Source organism: Plantactinospora sp. CA-294935 (genome assembly GCF_050936445.1).
Classification (GTDB): domain Bacteria; phylum Actinomycetota; class Actinomycetes; order Mycobacteriales; family Micromonosporaceae; genus Plantactinospora.
Genome location: NZ_JBNJMU010000001.1, coordinates 3,993,202 through 4,014,929, shown reverse-complemented (window position 1 = coordinate 4,014,929; position 21,728 = coordinate 3,993,202). Strand labels below are relative to the sequence as shown.

The following is a 21,728-nucleotide window of genomic DNA, read 5'->3' as shown; positions in this document are numbered from 1 at the left end:
CCATCTCAGTCCACCAGCGTCCGACCGGTGAGATGCAGGAAGACGTCCTCCAGGCTACTGCGCCGGACCAGCACGCTGGCCGGGGTCAGCGCCCGGGCGTGCACCTCGGCCACGGCACTGTCGCCATCGGTGACGTAGAGCAGGATCCGGTCCGGTAGCACCTCGATCCGCTCGGCGAGCCCGTCCAGCTTGCCCGCGAAGGCCTCCTGGGTCTCACCGGCGAAGCGCAGCTCGACCACCTCGCGGGTCGAGTAGCGCTCGATCAGCGCCCGCGGCGAGCCCTCGGCGACGATCCGGCCGCCGTCCATCACCACCAGCCGGTCGCAGAGCTGCTCGGCCTCGTCCATGTAATGGGTGGTCAGCACCAGCGTGACCCCCTGCTGTTTGAGCCGGAACAGCCGCTCCCAGACCAGGTGCCGGGCCTGCGGATCCAGCCCGGTGGTCGGCTCGTCGAGCAGCACGATGTCGGGCTCGTTGACCAGCGCGCGGGCGATGGTCAACCGCCGCTTCATGCCGCCGGAGAGCGGCTCCACCTTGCTGCCCGCCCGCTCGGTGAGCTGCACGAAGTCGAGCAGCTCGGCGGCGCGCTCGCGGGCCACCCGGCGCGGGATGCCGAAGTAGCGCGCATAGGTGGTCAGGTTTTCCCGGACGGTCAGCTCGGGGTCGAGGTTGTCCAACTGCGGGCAGACGCCGAGCCGGGCCCGGATCGCCGGCCCGTCCCGCCGGGGATCCATCCCCATGATCTGCAACTCGCCCCCGGTCGGCGGCGAGACACAGCCGACCATCCGCATGGTCGAGCTCTTGCCGGCGCCGTTGGGCCCGAGGAAACCGAACGCCTCCCCCGCCCGCACGTCGACGTCGATCCCATCGACGGCGGTGAAATCCCCGAACCGCTTGACCAGCCCTCGCGCCTGGATGAGAACCCCGTCCTTAGCCACGGGCTCGACCATAACCGCCGGGTCCGACACGTCCTACCGAGTTTCCGCCTCGGCACCGCCCAGGTCAGCCCGGCCACCAGCCCGGGCCCCCGGCTCGGATCACCGACGACAGCCGGCCCGCTCGACGGCCGGCCCGCTCGACAGCCGGCCCGCTCGACAGCCGGCCCGCTCGACAGCCAGCCCGCTCGACAGCCGGCCCGCTCGACAGCCAGCCCGCTCGACAGCCAGCCCGCTCGACAGCCAGCCCGCTCGACAGCCAGCCCGCTCGACAGCCAGCCCGCTCGACAGCCAGCCCGCTCGACAGCCAGCCCGCTCGACAGCCAGCCCGCTCGACAGCCAGCCCGCTCGACAGCCAGCCCGCTCGACAGCCAGCCCGCTCGACAGCCAGCCCGCTCGACAGCCAGCCCGCTCGACAGCCAGCCCGCTCGACAGCCAGCCCGCTCGACAGCCAGCCCGCTCGACAGCCGGTCCGGCGATGGCCGGGGACGGGCGGGGACGGGCGGGCGGCTCAGAGGTCCGGGTCGGTACCGGACCGGGCCGCCGCCACCAGCCGGTCGGTCTCGGCCAGCACGGCGGGGTCGTCGACCGGCGTACCGGGGTCGTAGCGGACCGTCCAGGTCAGGCCGTCGACGCCGCGCACCTGCCGGGCCGCGATCCGCAGACCTCCGTCGGGCAGCCGGTGGTGTGCCGTGTACGCCACCGACCGGGTCACCCGGGCCCGCACCTGGTGCGGCACGTCACGCGGGTCGAGCAGCAGGTACGTGTGTACCGTCCCGTCGGCCACCACCCGGTAGTCGGCCCGCTCCTCGACCAGCTCGGCCGGGGTGACCGCCAGGTCCCGACCCGACCAGACCGCCTTGTGCACATCGTGCCAGCCCAGCCGGGCGGCCTCGCCCGGCAGCCAGAGCCCGCGGTCGGTGACCACCACGATCTCCTCGCCGTCGGCCACCCGGGCCCAGTCGAGCACCCGCTCGCCGGGCTCCAGTCGGGGGCGCTGATCGGCCGGCAGCTTCCGCCCACGACGGAACAGGTTGAACGCCTCCACCGGCTACAGCCCCCCCATCGCCTGCTCGCGCAGGGCTCGCGCGTGCTGCTCCAGGGAGAGCAGCTCCCCGAAGAGCGCGAAGTACTCGTCCTTGTTGGCGGTCGGGTTGACCCGCTGCACCTTCGACTTCAGCTCCCGGATCCGGCTGGTCACCGAGCCCCACTCCAGCCGGGCCAGGGTGATCGAGACGTACCGCGGGTCGGGATCGGTGTCGAGTCGCAGCGGCTCCACGGCCAGCTCGCCGACCAGCGCGGCGGCGGCCAGGTCGCCGCAGGCGTCCCGGACCCGCTCGATCCAGACCGCGCCGGTGGTCGCCGCCGCCGCGCCGCCGGCCGCCTCGATCGCGGCCCGCACCACCCGGTGTACGGGATGCAGGTAGACCTCCGCCGCGAGCGCGTCGAACATCGGGCCGGCCAGCACCGGCACCTGGAGGGCGAGCTTGAGCGCCTCCCGCTCGACCAGCGACTGCGGGTTGTCCACCACCGGCTCGACCACCGGCCGCTGCGACGGGGGCGGCCCGGCGCCGTTGCCCCGGCGCGACTGCCCGGTCCCCTGCTGCGCGGCGGCGTTCAGTACCGCCCGCTGCACCGGCTCGATCTCCATGCCGAGGTCGCCGGCCAGCTTGCGGACGTACTCCGGGCGCTTCTCCCGGTCCTTGAGCTTGGCCACCAGCGGCGCCGCCCGGCGCATCGCCTCCACCCGGCCGTCGACGGTGTCCAGGTCGTACCGGTTGAGCACCTGGCGCAGCGCGAAGTCGACCAGCGGCTCGCGGCGGGCGACCAGGTCCCGCACCGCCAGGTCGCCCTTTGCCAGCCGCAGTTCGCACGGGTCCATGTTGTCCGGGCTGATCGCGATGAAGGTACGCCCGACGAACCGCTGGTCGTCCTCGAAGGCCCGCAGTGCCGCCTTCTGTCCGGCGGCGTCGCCGTCGAAGGTGAAGATGATCTCGCCCGCCACCGCGTCGGTGTCCATCAGCAGCCGGCGGAGCACCGAGATGTGGTCCGCGCCGAACGCCGTGCCACAGGTTGCCACCGCGGTCGGTACGCCGGCCAGGTGGCACGCCATCACGTCGGTGTAGCCCTCGACGATCACCGCCCGCCCCTGCCGGGCGATCTCCCGTTTCGCCTGGGAGATGCCGTAGAGCACGTGCGACTTCTTGTAGAGCGGCGTCTCGGGGGTGTTCAGGTATTTCGGGCCGTCGTCGTCGGAGAAGAGCTTGCGGGCCCCGAAACCGATCACGTCGCCGGTCAGGTCCTTGATCGGCCAGAGCAGCCGGCGCCGGAACCGGTCGATCAGCGAGCCGGAGCGCGCCTCCCGGGCGAGCCCGGCGGTGACCAGTTCCTGACCGGTGAAGCCCTTCTGCCGCAGGTGCTTGGTGAGCAGGTCCCAGGCGTCCGGTGCGAAGCCGCAGCCGTACGTCTGGGCCGCCGTACGGTCGAAGCCGCGCTGGGCCAGGAACTCCCGGGCCGGCCGGGCCCCGGCGGTGCCGAGCTGGCCGGCGTAGAACTCGGCGGCGGCGGCGTGCGCGGCGACCAGGCGCTGCTTCTGCCCCTGCTGGGGCCGGACCGGCGCGGGTCCGGCCTCGATGTAGCGCAGTTGGATGTTGGCCCGGTCGGCGAGGCGTTCGACCGACTCGACGAAGGTCAGGTGTTCGGCGTCCATCAGGAACTTGATGGCGTCGCCGCCGGCCCCGCAGCCGTGGCAAAAGTAGACATTTCGGGCAGGCGCCACGGTGAACGACGGGGTCTTCTCGTCGTGGTACGGGCAGAGTCCCTTGAGGTTGCCGCCGCCGGCCGACTTGAGCGTGACGGTCTCGGAGATGATGTCGGCGATCGAGGTGCGCTCCCGTACCAGCGCGATGTCCTCGTCGCGGATCCGCCCGGCCACCGCCTCACCCCCTCCGGGCTACATCCTGCCCTGCCGGGCCGACCTGACCGGCGAAGGGGGTGGCGGTGCGGTGCGCGGTTCAGCCGACCGTCGCCGACTCCTCGGCCTCGACCTGCCGGTTCCAGTCCGGCTTGGCGGAGCGCCAGCTCTCGTCGTCGTCGCCCCGCCGCCAGTAGCCGGAGATGGAGAGCCGCTCCCTCGGTACCCGGAGTTCGCCGCGGAGCATCCGGCGCAGCTCGCGGACGAAGTACGCCTCACCGTGCACGAAGGCGTGCACCTCGCCGGACGGGAAGGTGGCCGCGCGTACCGCCTCGACCAGGGCGTCGCCGACGACCCGGCCGGCACGGTGCACCCAGACGATCTCGGCGGACGCCTTGGTGGCCAGATGCTGCTCCTCGTCCGGGCCGGAGACCTCCAGGAAGACCCGGGCCGGGACGCCGTGCGGCAGCCGCTCCAGCGCGGCACCGATCGCCGGCAGGGCGCTCTCGTCGCCGACCAGCAGGTGCCAGTCGGCCGCCGGGTCCGGGGCGTACCCGCCGCCGGGCCCCCGGAACATCACCCGGTCCCCGGGCCGGGCGCCGGCGGCCCACGGGCCGGCCAGCCCCTCGTCGCCGTGGTAGACGAAGTCCAGGGTCAGCTCCCGGGCCGCCGTGTCCCAGGCGCGCACGGTGTAGGTGCGCAGCCGGGGCCACTGGTCGCGGGGCAGCTCGCGCTTGACCAGGTCGAGGTCGAGCGGCACCGGATAGTCGACACCGGCCGGCGGGAAGATCAACTTCACGTAGTGGTCGGTGTAGGTGTCGGCCGCGAACCCGGCCAGCCCGTCCCCGCCGAGCACCACCCGGATCATGTGCGGCGTGAGCCACGCCGTGCGGAGTACGGTGGCGTACCTGACCCCGGAGCCGTTCGAACTTTCCGCCATTAGTTTAGGCTAGCCTAAGTCACCGAACTCCGGGTGCCCGGGGCCGCCGATCCGCCGATCGGGGACGTAGGCTGGCGACACGGACCACCCCCTGACCGGCCGGTCGCCGACCATCGGCCCGCCTGCGGGGGCGGCCACTCGTCTGGGGAGAGGTCATGGGGCAGGGCGTACACGTGCAGGAGCTGCCGGGCATCGGCAAGCGGTACGACATCGATCTCGGGCACGGCGGCACCCGCGTCTCGGTGGTGGTACGCCGGGACGGCACCCGCGACCTCTACGTCTTCACCTCCCGCTCCGACGAGCCCACCGCGGTCGTCGAACTCTCCGAGGAGCAGTCCCGCAAGGTCGGCGCCGTACTCGGCGGGACCTTCTTCGCCTGACGCCTCCGGCCGACCTTCCTCCACCCACCCTTCACCTGATGCCGCCCGGCTGGCCTCCGCCCGCCCTTCGCCTGACGCCGTTCGCCTGACGTCACCGGGTTCCCCGCCCGACGCGACGCCACCCGATTGGAGACCCCATGCACGCCGATCTGATCGGGTTCGGCGCGATCGTGCTGGTCGCCGGCCTGCTGGCCCGGGCGGGCCGCCGGGTCGGCCTGCCCAGCGTGCCGTTCTTCATGCTGACCGGGATCCTGCTCGGGCCGGCCACCCCCGGCCCGGTGCTGGTCGAGCATCCCGAGGACCTGGCCCTGCTCGCCGCCATCGGCCTGGTGCTGCTGCTGTTCAACCTCGGGGTCGAGTTCCCGGTGCGGCAGGTGTTCGGCAGCGGAAAGCGCCTCTTCATCGCCGCCGGCTGCTCGATCGGGCTGAACGTCGGGGCCGGACTCGCGCTCGGCTTCACCCTCGGCTGGGGCACCCCCGAGGCCTTCGTGATCGCCGGGGCGCTCGGCATCTCGTCCTCGGCGATCGCCACCAAGCTGCTCATCGAGCTGCGCCGGCTGGCCAATGCCGAGACGCCGATCATCCTCGGCATCATCGTGATCGAGGACCTCTTCCTCGCCTTCTACCTGGCCCTGCTCTCCCCGATCCTGGCCGGCGCCTCCTCCCCGGGCGAGATCGCCCTGCACATCGGGATGAGCTTCGGCTACCTGCTGCTGCTGGTGGCGGTGGCGAAGTGGGGTGCCCGGGCGGTCGGCGCTCTGATCGGCAGCCACGAGGACGAACTGCTCGCCATCGGGATGGTCGGGCTGGTGGTGCTGGTCGCCGGCCTGTCGGCCGAGGTCGGCGTCTCCGACGCGATCGGCGCGCTCATGATCGGCCTTGTCGTCGCCCGGACCGCCGTACGGGAACGGGTGGAGCGGCTGGTACTGCCGCTGCGGGACGTCTTCGCCGCCGTCTTCTTCGTCGGATTCGGGTTGAGCATCGACGTCGGGGCGTTCGGCTCGGTGGCCGTACCGGTGGCGATCGCGGTCGCGGTGACGATCGTGGTGAACATCGGCTCCGGCCTGATCACCGGCTCGCTCTTCGGGTTCAACCAGCGCGGCGCGGCCAACGTCGGGCTGACCGTGCTGGGCCGGGGCGAGTTCTCGCTGATCCTGGCCACCCTGGCGCTGGGCGCCGGGCTCGACGACCGGATCGGACCTTTCGTCGCGCTGTACGTCCTGATCCTCGCGGTGCTCAGCCCGATGTTCGCGGCGCAGTCCCGCTACCTGGCCCGGGTCATCCCGGACCAGCTCCTCCGGTCCCGCTGGCGCTACGTCCGCGAGGAGACCATGAGTACGGCCTGCACCCACCTGGACCGGATCCAGATCACCGAGACCGACGGGGACATCTGCCGCGAGTGCGCCGACGCCGGTGAGGACTGGGTGCACCTGCGGATGTGCCTGACCTGCGGCGCGGTCGGCTGCTGCGACGACTCGCCGGGCCGGCACGCGACCGCGCACTTCTCCGAGACCGGGCATCCGCTGATCCGCTCGATCGAGCCGCGCGAGGAGTGGCAGTACTGCTACGTCGACGGCGCGCTGGTCCGCGAGCCGATCGGCCCCCGGGAACCGGTCGAGTCCTGACCCACCCCCGCCGCCGGCTCGGCGGGAGAACGCGTCAGGGGTTGGCCTCGGCCGGCAGCAGGTGGCTCACCTGCGGTACCCCCTCGGCGTGTTCCAGCGCCCGCAGCTCGGCGGCCTGGTCCGCCTTGGTCAGCCGGCCGCCGTGTTGGCGCAGGTGCTCGTCCCAGGAGGGCAGCTCGTAGACCTCCACGAAGAGGTCCGCCGACTCGCCCTCCCGGAACAGGCCCCAGCGCGACGCGCCGGTACGCTGCCGGGCCGCCCTGACCTCCTCCATCGCGGCGACGAACCGCTCCCGCTGCTCCTCCCGGACCGTGTACGTCAGCACCACCATCACCGGCCCGACGCTCGGGTCCGGCTCGTGCACCAACTCGAGGTCGGGCCAGTGCGTCGCCGGGTCCCGCTCCACGGCGCGCAGGTCCGGCAGCGGCCACATCTTCACGGTCAGCGCGCCAAGGATCATCAGCAGCGCGGCGGCGAGGTGCGCGAGGACCAGGCTCGCCGTGTCGGCGACGATGCCCCAGGCGAGCGCGCCGACAGCCTGTCCACCGGCGAACACCACCTGGTAGACGGCGAGGCCACGGGCGCGTACCCAGCCGGGGAGGAAGAGCTGGATCTCGGCGTTGACGTTGGAGAGCACCGTCACCCAGGCCAGACCGGCCGGCACCAGCGCGACCAGCACCACCGCCTCCATCGGGACCAGCGCCACCACCAGCATGGCCGCCCCGTAGATCAGCCCGGCGGCCAGCAGGAAGAGGTTCGGCGAGAGCTTCGCCCGGACCCAGGGCAGCACCAGCCCGCCGGCCACCGCCCCGACGCCGAGCGCGGCCAGCAGTACGCCGTACCCGCCGGCGCCGAGCCCGAGCCGCTGGTTGGCGATCAGCGGCAGCAGCGCCCAGAGCGCGCTACCGGGTACCAGGAAGAGCAGCGCCCGGAGCAGCAGCCGCTGCACGATCGGCGAGTGCCGGACGTACCGGCCGCCGGCCCGGAGCGCCGCGGTGAACCGTTCCGGCACCTCGACCGAGCGGGAATTCCCGGCCCGCCAGCGGATCAGGGTGAGCGCGAAGAAGAGGAAGGCCAGCGTGTTGAGGGCGAAGACCAGCGGTACGCCGGTCCAGGCGATCAGCAGGCCGGCCACCGCCGGGCCGACCGAACGGGCCACGTTCACGCTGATCGAGCCGAGCCCGGAGGCGGACTGCAGCAGGTTGCGCGGCACCAGGTCGGGGATGACCGCGGCCCAGGCCGGCAGGGTGAGCGCCTGCCCGACGCCGAAGGCGAAGGTGAGGGTGAGCAGCAGCGCCGGTGGCATCCGCCCGGTCGCTGTGAGCAGGGTCAGCGCCACCCCCACCCCGACGATGAAGAACTGCACGGCGATCAGCAGCCGCCGCCGGTCGAGGGTGTCGGCCAGCGCGCCGGCCGGCAGTGCGAGCAGCAGGATCGGCAGGGTACTGGCGGTCTGCACCAGGGAGACCAGGGTGGAGGCGTTCCGTTCGTCGATCAGCAGCCACTGGGCGCCGACGGTCTGCATCCAGGTACCGATGTTGGCGACCAGCATCGCCACCCAGAGGCTGCGGTAGGTCGCCACCCGCAGTGGTGCCCACGCCGAGGGTGGTGGCTCGGCGGAAGCCGGCCCGGCGCTGACCATCGCCCCGGGTTACCAACGTCCGTCGGCGCGGAGCACCCTCTGCCCCGAGACGTAGAGGTCGTCGGCGCCGAGCAGCAGCAGCCGGACGACCTCGGTCGCCACCTGCTCGGGCAGTGCGAAGATCGTGTCGAGGAAGTCGGCGCCGACCCGTTCCTGCAGCTTGGTGTGCATCGGGCCGGGATGGATCTCCATCACCTTGATGCTGTTCGTGCCCTGCGCCTCGGCCAGCGACTCGACCAGGCTGGTGCCGAAGCTCTTCGTGGCCCGATAGAGCGGGATGCCGGGCCGGGGCACGTCGGTGGCGAGCGCGCTGACGTAGACGATGTTGCCGTACCCCTGTTCGCGCATCCGGAGCAGCGCCTCGTGCATCAGGTACGCCGTACCCAGCACGTTCACCTCGATCGCCCGGCGGATCATCTCCGGGGAGAGTTCCTCCAGCTTTCCGCCGGCCCACATCGCCGCGCAGTGTGCCAGTCCGTCGATCGAGCCGTACCGGGCGACGATCTCCGCCAGGGCGTCCCGGACCTGCTCGCTCCGGGACATGTCGCAGACGATGCCGTCGCAGCCCAGTTCGTCACGGCTCCGGGACACCTCGTCGGGGACGTTGCCGAGGATCACGACCCGGTGGTCGGCGGAGAGGATCCGGGCGACCTCTTTGCCGAGCCCGCTGGTGCCGCCGTCCACCACGAATGTCCTGGCATCCATGCCCACTCCAGTTCCTCGTCGACGACGCGGTCCTATCAAGGAGCGTTCCACCTGCGGCGCGGGCGTGCGGCCATGATCGGGTAATCGGCGGCGGCGATCTCCGCCCCGTGACCGGGCTCAGCAGGGATCGCCCGCCGATCAGCAGGGATCGCCCGGCGGGTCAGCAGGGATCGCCCGGCGGGTCAGCAGGGATCGCCCGGCGGGTCAGCAGGGATCGGCTGGCTGGTCAGCAGGGATCGGCTGGCTGGTCAGCAGGGATCGGCTGGCTGGTCGAGCTTGGCGGAGTCGAGGAACGCGGTCAGCAGGCGGGCGAGTTGCCGTCGCTGGGGGCCGTCCAGCCCGCCGAAGATGCGGTCGCTGATCTCGGCCTGAAGTGTGCCGAGCCGCTCCGCCTGGGCCGTGCCCGCCTCCGTGAGCCGCAGCCGGAAGGCACGCCGGTCGGCCGGGTCGACGACCCGTACCGCCAGTCCCTCGGACTCCAGCGCGTCGGTGATCGGGGTGAGCGCGCGGGCGGTGACCCCGAGCTGCGCGGCCAGGTCGCCCATCCGGCTGCTCGGGGCCGCGGCCAGGGCGAGCAGCAGCCGGACCCGGGCGGCCGAGAGACCCGACTCGGCGAACTGGGCCTGCCCGAGCCGGGAGAAGGTACGCCAGGCGCTGCCGAGCAACTGCCCGAGGCGTACGGCGTCGTCGTCGGCCGGCGGTTCGGCTCGGCTCGACATCGGTGTCCCTCCCGGAAATGCTTCCCGCAGCAATAGTGAACAAGGTAACAATCACCTGGTTCGCTTTCACCGTACCCGGTAGCTCTCACCGTGACGGAGGACCGCGGCCGTGCCGACGAGTTCCACTCCCGCCGGTGACCGACGGATCATCCTGGTCACCGGCGCGACCGCCGAACTCGCCGGCGACGGTCGGCTGACGGCACTCCTCCGGCCGCCCGCCGGACCTAGGGCTCCCGGGGGTCCCGAGGGCTCCGAGGGCTCCGAGGGCTCCGAGGGTGCACAGTCCACAAGGGACCGGATGAGGCGGGGCCGCGAGCGAGGCAGCGTCGCATCCGCCCGGCTCGATGCGACAGCCCGCTGTCATCTGGGGTTTCGCGACGGTGCTTGCCCCGTTAATCCGGGGGCCCCAAGGTTACCGGCCATGAGGAAGATCAATCGCCGCGTCTTCGTCCTAGCTGGACTCGGTGCCGCCGGTACGGCGGCGCTACCGCTGCGGAGTGCCCTGGCCGCGATCCCCTACCCGTTCAAGCTGGGCGTCGCCTCCGGCGAACCGGCACCGGACAGCGTCGTGCTGTGGACCCGGCTCGCCCCGTCGCCGCTGAACGCCGACGGCCAGGGCGGAATGGCCAACGCGGACGTCACCGTCGAGTGGCAGGTGTCGACCGACGAACGGTTCGGCTCGCTGGTCGCCTCCGGCTCGGTCGCCGCCCGGTACGCCGACGCGCACTCCGTGCACGTGGTCGCCGGTGGCCTCGCCCCGGACGCCGACTACTTCTACCGGTTCCGGGCCCAGGGACACATCTCGCCGGTGGGGCGTACCCGGACCGCACCGGCGGCCGGCAGCTTCGGCCGGGACCTGGTGATGACCTTCGCCTCGTGCGCGCACTACGAGTCCGGCTACTACACCGCGTACCGGCGGATGGCCGAGGACAACCCGGGGCTGGTGCTGCACCTCGGCGACTACCTCTACGAGGACGCCACCACCACCGGCTCGGTACGCGAACACGCCGGCGCCGAGATCGTCTCGCTGGCCGACTACCGGCGCCGGTACGCCCAGTACAAGTCCGATCCGGACCTCCAGGCGGCGCACGCGGCCGCGCCGTGGCTGCTGGTACCGGACGACCACGAGGTGGAGAACAACTACGCCGGCACGCTGCGGGAGAACAACACCCCGGCGCTGACCGCCGCACAGTGGACCGCCCGGCGCACCGCCGCGTACCGGGCGTACTACGAGAACCTGCCGCTGCGGCCCAGCTCCGCGCCGTCCGGCAACAGCATTCCGCTGTACCGCCGAGTCCGCTGGGGACAGTTGGCCACCTTCCACATGCTCGACACCCGGCAGTACCGGGACGACCAGGCCTGCGGGGACGGCCGCAAGGTCTGCGCCGACGCCGACCTGCCCGGCCGTACCCTGACCGGCGCCGCTCAGGAGGCGTGGCTGCTCGACGGCCTCGGCCAGCGGCTCGGCACCTGGGACATCCTGGGCCAGCAGGTCTTCTTCGCCCGGCAGCTCGACGCGGCCGGCGCCGCCAACATGGACTCCTGGGACGGCTACCGCGCCTCCCGGTCCCGCATCCAGCAGGGCTGGGTCCAGCGCGGCGTACGCAACCCGCTGGTGCTCACCGGCGACGTGCACCAGGCGTGGGCCAACGACCTCAAGGCGGACTACGCCAACCCGGGTTCGGCGACGATCGGCACCGAACTGGTCTGCACCTCGATCTCGTCCGGCGGCAACGGCTCCGCCGACACGGCGATCCCGAACGCCAGCGTCAACCCGCACATCAGGTTCTTCTCCAACCGGCGCGGCTACGTGCGTACCACCATCGGCCGGACCCAACTCCGGGCCGACTTCCGGGCGGTGGCCAGCGTCACCGAGCACGGTGCCCCGGTCTCCACCGTCGGTTCGTTCGTCATCGCCGAGGGCCGCCCGGGCCTCCAGGCCGGCTGAGAGGAAGTACCCCCGTTGACCCCCGTCACCTCACTGCTCGTCACGACCCTGCTGGCGGTACCGGTGCCGGCCGGCCCGGCGTCCGTTCTCGACCCCGCGCCCGCTGTGAACCCGACGCCGGCCGTGAGCCCGACGGCTCCGCGCCCGGCGGGTGGTTCCACCACCCCGACCCCCGGCAGCCCGACCCCTGCCACCCCGGCAACGCCGCCCCCGGGTGACCCGGCGACGCCGACCAGCCCGGCCGGACCGCCCCCGGGGCGCCCGGCGGCCCCGACCGGCACCCCGACGCCGACCCCCACCGGTACGGCCACGCCCGCGCCGCCGACCCGGACGGTCCCGCCGGCCCCCGGCGGCGTGGCGGTCGCGGCCGCGCCGGTCACCTGGACCACGGCGAACAGCACCGCCACCGGCGACCAGGACGTACCGGCCGTCGCCGCCAACCGCAACGGCCGGGTCGCGGTGGTCTGGGAGGACGACCGTGACAGCACCGCACCGGAGGACGACGTCCACTCCGAGATCTACCTGCGGGTGTTCCACAACGGCACCCCGGTCTACGAGCTGAAGCTCTCCGCCGGGGGCACCGCCGGGACGAACTGGAAGCACGTCACCCCGGACGTCGGCATCGACGACCGGGGCAACGTCGTGGTCGTCTGGGCGGACGACCCGGACGGCAACGGCTTCTACAACGTGCCGTACCGGGTGGTCTCGCCCACCGGCAGCGTGCTCGCCTCGGGTCGGGCCAACGCCTCCGCCGACGGCCAGCAGCTCTACCCGAAGGTGGCGGTCGACCCGGACGGCGCACCGAACAGCACCACGGCGGTCGGCTTCAGCGTGGTGTGGGAGGACGTCCAGGGCACCGCGCCGGCAACCGTCCGGGTCGCCGGCTACACCAACAACACCACCAAGGCGTACGAGGTGCTGGCCAGCCAGTCGACCGGCGAGCACCACCGCCCGGACGTGGCGGTCTCCGCCTCCGGTGACGCGCTGGTGGTCTGGGACGAGGACGGGGACGCGAACGGGTCGTACAACGTGGGCCTGGCCCGGTTCGCCCGGTCGAACGGCGCGGTGAACCTGTCCCGCCGGATCACCAACTCGGCCAGCGGCGGCCAGCAGCGCCGGCCCGCGATCGCGGCCAACTTCACCGGTGACTTCGCCGTCGCCTGGGAGTCCGACCACACCGGCACCGCCGGGGTGTGGCTGCGCTCGTTCACCAGTGCGGCGGCGGCCCGGCACGACGACGTCCAGGTCTCCACCGCCGAGGGGGCGGTCGCGCCGACCGTCGGCCTCGACGACCAGGCCAACGCGGTGGTCGGCTGGACCGTGGCGACCGCCGCCCAGGACATCGCGGCCCGGGGCTTCAACCCGGACGGTACGGGGACCGGCCGGCTGCCCGGTCAGGTGCTCGGGCAGACCACGACGGGTCGGCAGGAGCAGATCGCACTCACCTCGTCGCCGTGGGGCGAGATCAGCGTCTGCTACACCGACGACAACGACGGCAACTCGTTCGACCAGATCATCCTCGGCGTGGACGGCTCCAACTCCGACTGGTGAGCACCGCACCGGCTGCCGGCCGACGTACGCCCTCGGGTGTGCGCCGACCGGCGGCCGGTTGCGGGTAGCGATTGCCGCTGCCCAGATGCCTGCCGAAAACATGACTAGGGTCGTGACCGGGACGCACCGCACTTGACAACTACGAACCATCGGATGTCTTGCTCCAACTGCCGCGAGTGGAGGTACGAAGACTCCACAGTGGCGGCGCGAAGACTCCACCGCCCCGGCCGTCGCGGTGGTCGCGTGCCGGCTTCCGTGGTGAAACGGATCATTGAGTTCCTCGACGCGGTCCGCGGTCAGGTGACCCGAATCTCTCGATATTGAGCCAGCATCGGCAGCGCCGCCGAGATAGGTTCTCCTTCAACGACCGCGAACTTGTCTCGAACCGAGTTCTCCCGATCGTCCTCGCGCGTGAAGTCTGTGAGGAACTCGCTCAGCGGACCCACAACGATCCTGGCCTGGCCAGCTACCGACCTGTCCTCAGACGAGTCCTCCGCCGACAGTCGGCCGACCGAGACACCCTGCCTTCGACCAACTGCCTCGAAAACGTCAGCATGTTCGGTCGCACTCACCTGGCTGGTCGTCATCATATGAACCGGTGCGGCCAAGCTCAGATGGAAAACAATCATGGCGCGGACCTCGACCTTCTCTTGCGCCGACATCGACGCCATGAGCTTCTTGGCACGCCTGTTCCTCCACCAGCCGAACACGTTCATCCCTCCACCAGTTGGTCGCAGAATCTGCCAGGCACTGAGTGGCAAGCCGACCCGTCGGACCAGATCACCGACCCTGCCGACCCATCTGGCGCAGGTGGGCCTGACCTAGACACCGTCATGCCGCGCCCACACTCGGTACCCGAGACCAACTCATGCTCCACGACACCAGGCCCAGGTTCAACCAGCGCGGCATTTCGGGTGATTCCCAGGGACACCTCACGCCCGAAATCGGCGACGAAGTCATCGACAGCCCCGCGACGAGCCGTGATTCCCTCTGGTTGTTCCCTGGCGACCACACACGGTCACCAGCGGAGTGGGTTCCACGGGAACTGGCGACAGTTGGATAGGCGAGCCCACCAGTGAACCTTTTTGAAGCTGAACCGCGCAGCGCGCACGCACCGCGTCCGACACTGCGGTCCGACGGACCGCAAGGGGAGGTTGAAAAGGTTCAGTATTCAGAAGGGTTCCGGCGGGCGGCCGAGACGCCTCGCCATATCGAGACTAATCCAGGTCTGTAGCAAGACCGGCACGGTGCCGCCGGTCGGAACCCTTCACCAGGTCATCCGGCCTCAAACGACCACCGACACTGTGATCTTCTGCTGTGGCTCCAGCCACCGACACAGATCCACCCTGCGCCTTATCGCGACGCCGTTCGAACTCTTCGACAAAGACCGGGCCCCCGTCACTGCGAGCATTCGCTGCAACCCGTGCACGTCCTCGAACCCGGCCGTCCCAGCGCCGGCGTCTACGAGGTCGACGTACCCCGGGAGTGGTGGACGAGGGCCGTACCCCTCAACCCGTACGAAGCCGCTGGTTCCAGGTCACCGCGGCCGGGTCGGTCAGCGAGGCGACCTGGTCCACCACCACCCGGAGTCGGGTGGCGTCGTCCGGCGCCGCCTTCCACAACGGCGCGAAGACCGGGTCGAGCGCGTCCGGTGCCCGGGTCAGCAGCGCCGTCACCAGTTCGGTCAGGATCTCGCGCTGGCGCTCGTACCAGTCCTGCGCGCCGGGGCGGCGCATCACGTAGCGCAGCGCCATCCCCTTCAGCAGCGCGCACTCGGCGCGGATCCGCCGGGGGACGACCAGTTCGGCGGCGTACCGGCGCAGCGGTCCGGTGCCGTAGCGCTGCTCGGTGGCCTCGACCGCCGCCGCGACGAAGCGCCCGGTCAGCACGCTGGTGCTCGCCTTCAACGCGGCCAGTGCCCGGTGACTGCCGTCGTAGTCACAGAGCGGGCCGAGCACCGGGTCGGCGAGCAGCCCGGCCAGCACCTCGGCCAGGTCGTCCGCTGACTCGGTCGAGTACCGCCCGGCGACGTCGGCGCAGAGCGCGGCCCGCTCGTCGGCGTCGGCCCGCAACTGTGCCAGCCGGAGTCGCAGGTAGCCGCCGTGGATGCCGTCCTCGACGTCGTGCACCGAGTACGCCACGTCGTCCGCCCAGTCCATCACCTGCGCCTCCAGGCAGCGGACGTCGCCGTCCGGGGCGCCCCGGCGCAGCCAGCCGAACGTGTCGGCGTCGTCGGCGTACACCCCGAACTTGCGCTGTCCGGGCCGGCGCGGCCAGGGATATTTGCAGGTGGCGTCGAGGGCCGCCCGGGTCAGGTTGAGCCCGGCGGAGGTGCCGTCCGGGCCGTACACCTTGGCTTCCAGCCGGGTCAGCACCCGCAGCGTCTGTGCGTTGCCCTCGAAGCCGCCGCAGTCGGCGGCGAGCACGTCGAGCGCGGCCTCGCCGTTGTGCCCGAACGGCGGGTGCCCGAGGTCGTGCGCGAGCCCGGCCACGTCCACGATGTCCGGGTCGCAGCCGAGCCGGCCGCCCATCTCGCGGGCGATCTGGGCGACCTCCAGCGAGTGGGTCAGCCGGGTACGGAGGAAGTCGTCGGTCCCGGCGGTGTGCACCTGGGTCTTCGCGGCCAGCCGTCGGAACGCCGCCGAGTGCAGCACCCGGGCCCGGTCCCGCTGGTACGGGCTCCGCCCGTAGCCGCTGTCCTTCGCCGGCTCGGCCACCCGGCGCTCCGCGTCAGGCTGGCTGATCACGCCACCGATCTTCACCCGGCCGACCCCGGCCCCGTCAACCCCGCTGGGCGAGTACGCAGAACTCGTTGCCCTCCGGGTCGGCCAGCACCGTCCAGGTGTCGTCCGGCGACTGCCCGACGTCGACGTGCCGGGCCCCCATGTTGACCAGCCGCTCGACTTCGGCCTCCCGATCGGTCGGGCGGAGGTCGATGTGTAGCCGGTTCTTCGTCTCCTTGCCCTCCGGCACCGGTACGAAGACCAGGCCGGGCAGCGTGTCGGGTGTGCGGCGGATCTCCACCTCGTCCGGCAGTTCGGCGACGATCTGGTAGCCGAGCGCCTCGGCCCACCAGCGCGCGAGCCGGGCCGGATCGGCGGAATCGACCACCAGGTTTTCCCACACGCTGCCCATGGGCCACACCTCCGTCACGAGGGAAACGAAGTTCGCGTGTCGATCAGGTTACGCCGGGGTTCCCGACTCGGGTGCACCAACGAACGTCCGACACACCAGCCGGTTGACCTGCCCCTCCGCACGCAACCGCCAAACAGCCGAGAGTTGCCGGACGATCGCTGATGGTCATGGGACGGCGTCGCGACCTCGCTCGGTGTAGCGTGCCGGAGTCGGAAGGTTACCGGGCGGGGAACCACCGACCCCGGCGGCGGTCGGCGAGCAGCGGGCGGCGCTCCACCGGGGCGGCAGCCCCGACCCCCGGCGGCACGGACCGCGCCGGGCGGCGACCTGGCGGCGCCGCCGGAGAGTAGCCGGCGACGTCGAGCGGCAGCGAACTCCATAGGGCAACGAACCCCATAGACGGAAGCGACGTCGAGCGGCAACGAAGCCACCGACGGAAGCGACGGCACCAAGCAAAGTCCAGCGGCACGGACCAACGCCAAGGAGAAGTCACCAGTGAACACTGATGCCGCCCTGCTGGCCGAACTGCACCGGCTCCGCCGCGCGGTGCCGGAGATATCAGGTGCCGTACTGGCCGCCGTGGACGGGTTGCTGGTCGTCAGCGACCTGCCCGGCGTCGACCCGCACCACATCGCCGCCCTCTCCGCGGCGGGGCTCGGGATCGGTGGTCGCTTCGCCAACCTCGTCGGGCACGGGTCGCTGCGGGAGTCCGTGGTCCGGGGCGCCGAAGGCTGCGTGGTCGTCTACCCGGCCGGTGAGGACGCGATCCTGACCATCGTGGTGCACCCGGAGACCGACCTGGTCCGGCTGCACGCCGAGGCCCGTTCGACCGCCCAGCGGCTCGGCGCGCTCTGGGACGCCGTCCGGCAGCCGACGGTGGCGACCGCGATCCCGCCGGCCACCGACCCGGGCGCGCCGCTGGCCACCCGTACTCCGATGGCCGCCCTTCCCGCCGGCCTCTGGTCCTCCTCCGGGGACCGGCGCTCCCCCGGCCGGCAGTGACCGGCCGGCGCCCGGCACGGCGTCACATCCCGGCCGGCACCCCGGAGGGCGTCACATCCCGGCCGGCACCCCGGAGGGCGTCACATCCCGGCCGGCGAGCCGAGCGGCCGGTCGTCGTAGCGGCTGCGGGCCAGCTCGATGTCGGCGGCATGCCGGTCCGCCCACTCGGTGACGGCCGACAACACCGGCAGCAGGCTCCGCCCCAGCTCCGTGAGCCGGTAGCCGACCTGTACCGGGACCGCCGGCTCGACGGTCCGGGCGACCAGGCCGTCGCGTTCCAGTCCGCGCAGGGTCTGGGTGAGCATCTTCTGGCTCGCCCCCGCAACCGCCCGGGCCAGCTCGGCGGAGCGCCGGGGACCAGCGGCGAGTTCCTTCAGCACCAGGGCGACCCACTTGTCGCCGAGCACGGCGATCACCCGCTGGGTCGGGCAGGCGGCCAGCCGCTCCCGGTGGTCGGCCCGGTCCCGCGCCCTGCGCTGCGCGGCGGTCTGGGTGGTCATCGGCTACCTCCGCGTACCTTGGGCACCTTGAGGTGCGTACTCCCAGGTCCTGCCCGCCGAACCTAGCTTTGGCCGGGGCGGTGCGACCAGTCGCCGCCGACGGGAGGGAGCGGTACGGATGGGCACGATCGGAATTCTCGGCTCCGGCAACGTGGGTCGGGCACTGGCGACCCGGCTGCACGGGACCGGTCATCGGGTCCTGGTGGGGGTACGCGACCCGGGCCGCGAGCTGTCCTGGGCCGACGGCGGGCCCGACGGCTCGACCGACGGCCGGTCCGACGGGCCACGCCGGACCGGGCTGGCGGAGGCGGCCTCGGCCGGGATCGTGGTGAACGCGCTACCGGGCGCGGTGTCGGTACCGGTGCTGCGCGGGCTGCGCCCGGCCCTCGCCGGTGCGGTACTGCTCGACGTCGCCAACGCGGTCGAGCAGGGTCCGGACGGCATCGCCACCGCCCTGCGCTATCCGCGCAGCAGCCTGGCGGTGGAGATCCAGCGGGCGCTGCCGGAGACCAGGGTGGTCAAGACGCTGAACACGGTCGGCCCGGCCGAGCTGATGGCGGACCCGACCAGTCTGTCGGCGCCGTTGTCCGCGTTCCTGTCCGGTGACGACCCGGCGGCGAAGGCGGTCGCCGTCGATCTCCTCGGCTGGCTGGGTTGGCCGGCGGAGTGGATCGTCGACCTGGGCGCGCTGTCGACGGCCTGGTGGCCGGAGAGCTTCGTGCTGATGGTCCGGCCGCTGGTGGCGGCGTTGGGGCCGGTGCCCTTCGGCCTGGCGGTCGCCCACTGACCTTCAGCCCGGCGATCGCCCACTGACCGTGATCGGCCGTCGGCCCGGTACCGGTGGTGAACGCCGTTGCTCACCACCGGTACCGGGCCGACAGCCTGCAGAGAGGTTGTGCGGGGTGTCTCAGCGGCTGTCGGAGCCGGTGGACTCGACCACCGCACGGCCGGCCTCCAGCCGGGCCACCGGCACCCGGAACGGCGAGCAGGAGACGTAGTCCAGTCCCACGTCGTGGAAGAAGTGCACCGAGTCCGGGTCGCCGCCGTGCTCGCCGCAGACCCCGAGCTTGAGCCCGGGCCGGGCCGCCCGGCCCTCCTCGGTGGCGATCCGGACCAGCCGGCCGACCCCGTCGGCGTCGATCGACTCGAACGGCGAGATGCCGAAGATGCCCAGCTCCAGGTAGCGCCAGAAGAACGCGCCCTCCACGTCGTCCCGGGAGAAGCCCCAGCCCATCTGGGTGAGGTCGTTGGTGCCGAAGGAGAAGAACTCGGCGGCCTCGGCGATCTGCCCGGCGGTCAGCGCCGCCCGGGGTACCTCGATCATGGTGCCGATCAGCACCTCGACAGCCTGCTCCCGGGTCACCTCCGCGATGATCTTCTCGGCCTCGGCGCGTACCGTCTCCAGTTCCTGGACCGCGCCGACCAGCGGCACCATGATCTCCGGCTTCGGGGTGCCGCCGGCCTTGGCGCACTCCACCGCCGCCTCGACGATCGCCCGGACCTGCATGGCGAACAGGCCCGGGATGACCAGCCCGAGCCGGACCCCGCGCAGGCCGAGCATCGGGTTCTGCTCGTGCATCCGGCGTACCGCGCTGAGCAGGGCCTCGTCCCGGGCCGCGTCCTCGCCACGCTCGTGCGCGACCGCGACGTGCACCGCCAGCTCCTCCAGCGAGGGCAGGAACTCGTGCAGCGGCGGGTCGATCAGCCGGACGGTGACCGGCTGGCCGTCCATCGCCCGGAAGACCTCTCCGAAGTCGGCCCGCTGCAACGGCAGCAGTTCGGCCAGCGCCGCCTGCCGCTCGTCGTCGGACCGGGCCAGGATCAGGCGCTCGACCAGCGTGCGCCGGTCGCCGAGGAACATGTGCTCGGTCCGGCACAGGCCGATCCCCTCGGCCCCGAACCGCCGGGCCCGGGCCGCGTCCTCGCCGGTGTCGGCGTTCGCCCGGACGCCCAGCCGCCGTAGGGCGTCGGCGTGCGTCATGATCCGGTGTACGGCGGCCACCAGCGGATCGTCCGTGGTCCGGCCGTCCATGCTGCCCTCGAAGTAGCGCACCACCTCGGAGGGCCAGACCGGCACCTCGCCGAGGTAGACCCTGCCGGTGGTGCCGTCGATCGAGACCACGTCCCCCTCGGAGACCGTCTGGCCGTCCACGGTGAACTTCCGCGCCCGGACGTCAACGTCGAGCGCGTCGGCGCCGCAGACGCAGGTCTTGCCCATCCCCCGGGCGACCACGGCGGCGTGGCTGGTCTTGCCGCCGCGCGAGGTGAGGATGCCGCGCGAGGCGATCATGCCGGGCAGGTCGTCCGGGTTGGTCTCCCGGCGGACCAGGATGACGTCCTCGCCGGCCTCGGCCAGCTCGACCGCCCGCCGCCCCTCGAAGACCACCTTGCCGACGGCGGCGCCCGGCGAGGCGCCGATGCCCTGGGCCAGCGGGGTCGGGTCGGCGTCGAGCTTGAACCGGGGGAACATGAGCTGGGCGAGCTGGGCCCCGTTGACCCGGTGCAGCGCCTCGTCCAGGTCGATCAGGCCCTCGTCGACGAGTTGGGCGGCGATCACGAACGCGGCGGCGGCGGTGCGCTTGCCGACCCGGGTCTGCAACATCCACAGCTTGCCGCGCTCGATGGTGAACTCGATGTCGCAGAGGTCGCGGTAGTGCCCCTCCAGCCGGGCCATGATCGCCACCAGCTCGTCGTACGCCGGCTTGTTCAGTTCTTCGAGCTGTTGCAGCGGTACGGTGTTCCGGATCCCGGCCACCACGTCCTCGCCCTGGGCGTTGGCCAGGTAGTCGCCGTAGATGCCCTGCGCGCCGCTGGCCGGGTCGCGGGTGAACGCCACCCCGGTGCCGGAGTCCGGCCCGAGGTTGCCGAAGACCATCGCCACCACGTTGACCGCGGTGCCGAGGTCGGCCGGGATCCGCTCCTGCCGGCGGTAGAGCACGGCCCGCTCGGCGTTCCACGACTCGAAGACCGCGTTGATGGCGAGTTCGAGCTGCTCCCGCGGCTGTTGCGGGAACTCCCGGCCGGTGTGCTTACGGAAGATCGTCTTGTACGCGTCCACCAGCGCCCGCAGGTCGGCCGCGTCGAGGTCCAGGTCGTTCTCGGTACCCTTGGCCCGCTTGGCGTCGTCGAGGGCGTGCGCGAAGTCCTCGCCCGGCACGTCGCAGACCGTCTTGCCGAACATCTGGATGAGCCGGCGGTAGGAGTCCCAGGCGAACCGCTCGCCGTCGGCGGAGCCGACCTGGTCGGCCACGCCGCCGGCCTGGCGGGCGAGTCCTTCGACACTCGCGTCGTTGAGCCCGACGTTCAGCACCGTCTCCATCATCCCGGGCATGGAGAACTTGGCCCCGGAGCGGACCGAGACCAGCAGTGGATCGACCGGGTCGCCCAGCCGCTTGCCCATGCCGGCTTCCAGCGCGGACAGGTGCGCGTCGATCTCGTCGGCCAGCCCTGCGGGCTGGCTCCCGGTGCTCAGGTACGCCTGGCAGGCCTCGGTGCTGATGGTGAATCCCGGCGGAACCGGCAGCCCGAGGTTGGTCATCTCGGCCAGGTTCGCGCCCTTGCCACCGAGCAGGTCCTTCAGGTCCTTGTTGCCCTCGGTGAAGTCGTAAACGTACTTGTGTCCCGCCGTCTGCTGCGCTGTCAACGGACCCTCCCACGTGCGCCGTTCGACACTGAACGAAGGTTTAGCCGCTCTGTACGTACCCAGGGGACGGTTGCCCGTACCAGCGGAAA

At 72.0% G+C, this 21,728-nt stretch carries 18 protein-coding genes; 6 read left to right on the top strand and 12 right to left on the bottom strand.

Translation table 11 applies throughout. The features are described from left to right. Nucleotides 1-5: 5 nt before the first annotated feature. The 4 genes from ACQEVC_RS18005 to ACQEVC_RS17990 all read right to left on the bottom strand — a co-directional run bounded on the left by ACQEVC_RS18005 (nt 6) and on the right by ACQEVC_RS17990 (nt 4,789). On the bottom strand, nt 6-938 hold the full coding sequence (locus tag ACQEVC_RS18005) for an ABC transporter ATP-binding protein (RefSeq protein WP_432878782.1): 933 nt from the start codon (nt 936-938) through the stop codon (nt 6-8). Nucleotides 939-1,446: 508 nt separating this feature from the next. Further along, on the bottom strand, nt 1,447-1,983 hold the full coding sequence (locus ACQEVC_RS18000; protein WP_432878780.1) for a hypothetical protein: 537 nt from the start codon (nt 1,981-1,983) through the stop codon (nt 1,447-1,449). A gap of 3 nt (nt 1,984-1,986) precedes the next feature. Beyond that, nucleotides 1,987-3,870 (bottom strand): DNA primase, encoded by a 1,884-nt coding sequence (gene dnaG, locus ACQEVC_RS17995; RefSeq protein WP_432878777.1) that lies wholly within the window; start codon nt 3,868-3,870, stop codon nt 1,987-1,989. Nucleotides 3,871-3,949: 79 nt separating this feature from the next. Next, nucleotides 3,950-4,789, bottom strand: a complete 840-nt coding sequence (locus ACQEVC_RS17990) for a siderophore-interacting protein (protein ID WP_432878774.1) — start codon at nt 4,787-4,789, stop codon at nt 3,950-3,952. A 155-nt stretch (nt 4,790-4,944) separates the two neighbouring features. On the opposite strand from ACQEVC_RS17990, the gene ACQEVC_RS17985 reads away from it, so the two are divergent. Together ACQEVC_RS17985 and ACQEVC_RS17980 are read left to right on the top strand one after the other, a co-directional pair. Then, the gene (locus ACQEVC_RS17985; RefSeq protein WP_107263243.1) at nt 4,945-5,169 is read left to right on the top strand and encodes a potassium transporter TrkA; all 225 of its coding nucleotides are present in this window, start codon (nt 4,945-4,947) and stop codon (nt 5,167-5,169) included. Between the two features lie 137 nt (nt 5,170-5,306). Then, nucleotides 5,307-6,794 carry a cation:proton antiporter domain-containing protein gene (locus ACQEVC_RS17980; RefSeq protein ID WP_432878771.1) on the top strand — a complete coding sequence of 496 codons (1,488 nt, stop codon included), beginning with the start codon at nt 5,307-5,309 and terminating at the stop codon, nt 6,792-6,794. Between the two features lie 34 nt (nt 6,795-6,828). Here ACQEVC_RS17980 and ACQEVC_RS17975 read toward each other — a convergent pair whose 3' ends face one another. The 3 genes from ACQEVC_RS17975 to ACQEVC_RS17965 all read right to left on the bottom strand — a co-directional run bounded on the left by ACQEVC_RS17975 (nt 6,829) and on the right by ACQEVC_RS17965 (nt 9,860). After that, on the bottom strand, nt 6,829-8,436 hold the full coding sequence (locus ACQEVC_RS17975; protein WP_432878769.1) for an MFS transporter: 1,608 nt from the start codon (nt 8,434-8,436) through the stop codon (nt 6,829-6,831). Nucleotides 8,437-8,445: 9 nt separating this feature from the next. Beyond that, nucleotides 8,446-9,141, bottom strand: coding sequence for an SDR family NAD(P)-dependent oxidoreductase (locus ACQEVC_RS17970; RefSeq protein WP_432878766.1), 696 nt, complete (start codon nt 9,139-9,141; stop codon nt 8,446-8,448). 248 nt (nt 9,142-9,389) lie between these two features. After that, complete coding sequence (locus tag ACQEVC_RS17965) at nt 9,390-9,860, bottom strand: MarR family winged helix-turn-helix transcriptional regulator (protein ID WP_432878763.1); 471 nt, start codon at nt 9,858-9,860, stop codon at nt 9,390-9,392. A gap of 421 nt (nt 9,861-10,281) precedes the next feature. Between ACQEVC_RS17965 and ACQEVC_RS17960 the strand changes: the two genes are divergently transcribed. Then, nucleotides 10,282-11,808: an alkaline phosphatase D family protein gene (locus ACQEVC_RS17960; RefSeq protein ID WP_432878761.1), complete on the top strand. Its 1,527-nt coding sequence runs from the start codon at nt 10,282-10,284 to the stop codon at nt 11,806-11,808. Between the two features lie 15 nt (nt 11,809-11,823). Next, entirely contained in the window at nt 11,824-13,359 is a 1,536-nt protein-coding gene (locus tag ACQEVC_RS17955; RefSeq protein WP_432878759.1) for a hypothetical protein, read from the top strand. Between the two features lie 296 nt (nt 13,360-13,655). On the opposite strand, the gene ACQEVC_RS17950 is transcribed toward ACQEVC_RS17955, so the two are convergent. From ACQEVC_RS17950 to ACQEVC_RS17940, 3 genes are all read right to left on the bottom strand, one after another. Beyond that, nucleotides 13,656-14,075 (bottom strand): hypothetical protein, encoded by a 420-nt coding sequence (locus tag ACQEVC_RS17950; protein ID WP_432878757.1) that lies wholly within the window; start codon nt 14,073-14,075, stop codon nt 13,656-13,658. 792 nt (nt 14,076-14,867) lie between these two features. Next, nucleotides 14,868-16,106 (bottom strand): deoxyguanosinetriphosphate triphosphohydrolase, encoded by a 1,239-nt coding sequence (locus ACQEVC_RS17945; RefSeq protein ID WP_432878755.1) that lies wholly within the window; start codon nt 16,104-16,106, stop codon nt 14,868-14,870. A 34-nt stretch (nt 16,107-16,140) separates the two neighbouring features. Next, nucleotides 16,141-16,494 (bottom strand): VOC family protein, encoded by a 354-nt coding sequence (locus ACQEVC_RS17940; RefSeq protein WP_432878752.1) that lies wholly within the window; start codon nt 16,492-16,494, stop codon nt 16,141-16,143. 495 nt (nt 16,495-16,989) lie between these two features. Here ACQEVC_RS17940 and ACQEVC_RS17935 point away from each other — a divergent pair, with 495 nt between their 5' ends. Continuing rightward, nucleotides 16,990-17,496 carry a roadblock/LC7 domain-containing protein gene (locus ACQEVC_RS17935; RefSeq protein ID WP_432878749.1) on the top strand — a complete coding sequence of 169 codons (507 nt, stop codon included), beginning with the start codon at nt 16,990-16,992 and terminating at the stop codon, nt 17,494-17,496. An 80-nt stretch (nt 17,497-17,576) separates the two neighbouring features. On the opposite strand, the gene ACQEVC_RS17930 is transcribed toward ACQEVC_RS17935, so the two are convergent. After that, nucleotides 17,577-17,996: a winged helix-turn-helix transcriptional regulator gene (locus ACQEVC_RS17930; protein ID WP_432878747.1), complete on the bottom strand. Its 420-nt coding sequence runs from the start codon at nt 17,994-17,996 to the stop codon at nt 17,577-17,579. A gap of 118 nt (nt 17,997-18,114) precedes the next feature. Here ACQEVC_RS17930 and ACQEVC_RS17925 point away from each other — a divergent pair, with 118 nt between their 5' ends. Further along, nucleotides 18,115-18,783, top strand: a complete 669-nt coding sequence (locus ACQEVC_RS17925) for an NADPH-dependent F420 reductase (RefSeq protein WP_432878744.1) — start codon at nt 18,115-18,117, stop codon at nt 18,781-18,783. Between the two features lie 120 nt (nt 18,784-18,903). Here ACQEVC_RS17925 and ppdK read toward each other — a convergent pair whose 3' ends face one another. Continuing rightward, entirely contained in the window at nt 18,904-21,639 is a 2,736-nt protein-coding gene (ppdK, locus tag ACQEVC_RS17920) for a pyruvate, phosphate dikinase (protein ID WP_432878742.1), read from the bottom strand. Nucleotides 21,640-21,728: the final 89 nt, after the last annotated feature.

What these genes read in the sequence shown, in the direction of transcription:
- ACQEVC_RS17990 (WP_432878774.1), bottom strand. Translation starts at nt 4,789, where the DNA reads ATGGCGGAAAGTTCGAACGGCTCCGGGGTCAGGTACGCCACCGTACTC.
- ACQEVC_RS17985 (WP_107263243.1), top strand. Translation starts at nt 4,945, where the DNA reads ATGGGGCAGGGCGTACACGTGCAGGAGCTGCCGGGCATCGGCAAGCGG.
- ACQEVC_RS17980 (WP_432878771.1), top strand. Translation starts at nt 5,307, where the DNA reads ATGCACGCCGATCTGATCGGGTTCGGCGCGATCGTGCTGGTCGCCGGC.
- ACQEVC_RS17975 (WP_432878769.1), bottom strand. Translation starts at nt 8,436, where the DNA reads ATGGTCAGCGCCGGGCCGGCTTCCGCCGAGCCACCACCCTCGGCGTGG.
- ACQEVC_RS17970 (WP_432878766.1), bottom strand. Translation starts at nt 9,141, where the DNA reads ATGGATGCCAGGACATTCGTGGTGGACGGCGGCACCAGCGGGCTCGGC.
- ACQEVC_RS17965 (WP_432878763.1), bottom strand. Translation starts at nt 9,860, where the DNA reads ATGTCGAGCCGAGCCGAACCGCCGGCCGACGACGACGCCGTACGCCTC.
- ACQEVC_RS17960 (WP_432878761.1), top strand. Translation starts at nt 10,282, where the DNA reads ATGAGGAAGATCAATCGCCGCGTCTTCGTCCTAGCTGGACTCGGTGCC.
- ACQEVC_RS17950 (WP_432878757.1), bottom strand. Translation starts at nt 14,075, where the DNA reads ATGAACGTGTTCGGCTGGTGGAGGAACAGGCGTGCCAAGAAGCTCATG.
- ACQEVC_RS17940 (WP_432878752.1), bottom strand. Translation starts at nt 16,494, where the DNA reads ATGGGCAGCGTGTGGGAAAACCTGGTGGTCGATTCCGCCGATCCGGCC.
- ACQEVC_RS17930 (WP_432878747.1), bottom strand. Translation starts at nt 17,996, where the DNA reads ATGACCACCCAGACCGCCGCGCAGCGCAGGGCGCGGGACCGGGCCGAC.
- ACQEVC_RS17925 (WP_432878744.1), top strand. Translation starts at nt 18,115, where the DNA reads ATGGGCACGATCGGAATTCTCGGCTCCGGCAACGTGGGTCGGGCACTG.